We start from the raw sequence: 2437 nt of genomic DNA, 5'->3' as shown, positions 1-2437 counted from the left end.
CGCCACGTTGAAGCGCATCCACGGGCTGGCCTGCATCTGCGGGCTGAAGACGCGGCCCGGGGCGAGCATGATGCGTTCGCGGGCGGCCAGGGTGGCGAGGGCGCCGGCGTCGTCCAGGCCGGGCGGGAAGGCCGGAGTCAACCGGAAGGGCAGTTCGGCTCTCTGCAGCAGCGCGGCAAGGCGCGAAGGCGCCATTACGCGGCAGCGCGGACCTTCGCGTTCCGCCAGCTTCGGGCCTCCCTCTGGCCGCGCCGCAAACATTCGGCGGAGTCCTTCAGCGGCACTCAGAACAGCCGCGCCAGCGTTTGGGCCGAGTGCTTCGGCTTGGTTGAGGACGGACCTGTCGAGGCCCATGTGCCGGGCGAAGGGAAACGCCCTTCGACAGGCTCAGAGCGCACGGCTGTGAGCGCTCAATGTCACCCAAGGCCTCATCCCGCCGATCGATGCGCCATCAGCGGCGTCATCAAGGCGCTGCGCGGCCAGCATCGCCTCTCTCCACACCTTCCCAGCCCGCACAACCGTTCGGGCTGAGCCTGTCGAAGCCCACTTGCCGCGCCATTCCCCGGGTAAGTCAAAGCGCCTCTCGACAAGCCCGTCCTCAGAGAAACCGAAAGCGCCCCAGGGCGAACGGAGCTCACCACTCAGCTACAACAGACGCTCACCCCCGCAGCCGCCGCGCCTCCAGCTGCATCATCCCCAGGAACACCATGCCCGCCAGCATCGCCGCCGCCGCCAGCCACAGCGCCCCGGCATAACCGCCGGTGTTCTGCGCGATGTAGCCGGCAATCGCCGGCGCCACCGTCTGGCCCAGGCCATAGCTCAGCGTCAGCCGCGCCATCGCCCGGCCGGGATTGTCCGGCGCCTGCCGGCCGGCGTAGGCCAGGGTGAGGCCGACGATGCCGATGGAGGTGAAGCCATACAGCAAGGCCGCGGCCAGCGCCGAGCCGAGCCCGCCGCCGAACAGCAGCAGGAAGGAAACGATCTGGATGGCGTAGGCCAGCTGCAGCGCGCCGACGTCGCCCACCCGCCGCGCCAGCCTGTCCCACAGCACCACCGCCGGGGTGGACGCCACGCCCACCAGGAGCCAGGCCAGGTTGCCGCCACCGCTCAAGCCCGGCTGGGCGGCGACGATGGCGACCAGGAAGGTCGCGCCGATCACATAGCCGACGCTGGCGCAGAAATAGGCCGCCGGCAGCAGCCAGCTGCGTCCGCGCGGCCCGCCTGCCCTCCCCGCCTGCGCCGCCTGCGCGGCCGCCACCGGCCGCGGCATCCAGAACCAGGATGGCAACAGCAGCAGCGCGCCGACGAGGCCGAACACCCACCACTGCATGGCCCAGTCCAGCCGCCCCGCCATCAGCACCGCCGCCAGGCCGGACACGGTGATGCCCATGCCCATGCCGACGAAATGCACGCCCAGCTCCGGCCGCCGTCCGCGCGCCAGCAGCCAGCCCAGCACCAGGCCGGAACCCAGCAGCAGCCCGCCCACCGAGCCGATGCCGGCGAAGAAACGCAGCACCGCCCACAGCGTGAAATTCTCCGCCAGCCCCATACCGCCGGTGCCCACCAGCGCCAGCACCAGGCAGAGCCGGTAGCTGCGGTAGCGCCACACCGGGTCATGCAGTGCCACCGCGGTGGCGGTGCCCAGCATGTAGCCGGCGTAGTTCAGCGTCGCCAGCCAGCCGCCGCCGGCCGCGTCCAGCCCGGTCTCCGCCAGCATCACCGGCAGCAAGGGCGTATAGGCGAAGCGGGCAAGCCCGACGGTGAGAATGAGCGCCGACATGCCGGCGGCCATCACCTGCCAGGGAGTCAGCGAGTCTTGCGCCTGGGCGGCGGCCCGCGCGTCGGGGGAGGAGATCGTGTCGGCCATCGCGCCATTCTCCACGCCCCCTTGGCGTCATACCGTCGATGAATGGACAATGAATGTCGATGAAACGACAAGCCACCCCCCGCATCGCCACCGACTGGCAGACGCTGCCCCTGCCGGACGACACCGGCCTGTCCTCCGCCATGCAGCTGCGCGTGCAGACCGTACCGCCGCGCCACTACTTCCCGGCCCACACCCATCCGTGGAATCAACTGGTCTATGCCAGCAGCGGCGTGCTGACCGTGACCGCCGCCGGCCACTGCTTCGTCATCGCGCCGCGCCAGGCGGTATGGGTGCCCACCGGCGTGCCCCACCAGGTCGGCTCCCTGTACGGCGCCGAATACCGCAGCCTCTACGTCGCCGACGAGCCGCCACCGCAGGTGGCCGACAGCTGCACCGTGTTCATCGTCACCGCCTTCCTGCGCGCCCTCATCCTCGAAGCCTCCCGCCTCGGCGACAAGGACAAGGCCGGCAGCTACGGCGAGCACATCGACGCCCTCATCCTGGAACAACTGCGCCGCCTGCGCGCCCTGCCCGCCTCCCTCCCCTGGCCGCGCCACGCCTCCCTGCACG

The 2437-nt window shown here is 70.9% G+C and carries 3 protein-coding genes; 1 reads left to right on the top strand and 2 read right to left on the bottom strand.

Translation table 11 applies throughout. The features are described 5' to 3' along the window. A partial coding sequence (locus GRF61_RS23765) for a hypothetical protein (protein ID WP_169153087.1) occupies window positions 1–195 on the bottom strand: 195 nt, incomplete at its 3' end. A 463-nt stretch (window positions 196–658) separates the two neighbouring features. Then, a complete protein-coding gene (locus tag GRF61_RS23760; RefSeq protein WP_169153089.1) occupies window positions 659–1867 on the bottom strand; it encodes a YbfB/YjiJ family MFS transporter in 1209 nt (402 codons plus the stop codon). A 59-nt stretch (window positions 1868–1926) separates the two neighbouring features. Between GRF61_RS23760 and GRF61_RS23755 the strand changes: the two genes are divergently transcribed. Further along, the coding region (locus GRF61_RS23755) for a cupin domain-containing protein (protein WP_169153088.1) at window positions 1927–2437 on the top strand (511 nt) is incomplete at its 3' end.

The organism is Azoarcus sp. TTM-91 (assembly GCF_012911025.1).
Taxonomy (GTDB): domain Bacteria; phylum Pseudomonadota; class Gammaproteobacteria; order Burkholderiales; family Rhodocyclaceae; genus Azoarcus.
Note: the sequence above shows the minus strand (reverse complement) of the source record. Positions and strands in the feature narration are given on the sequence as shown.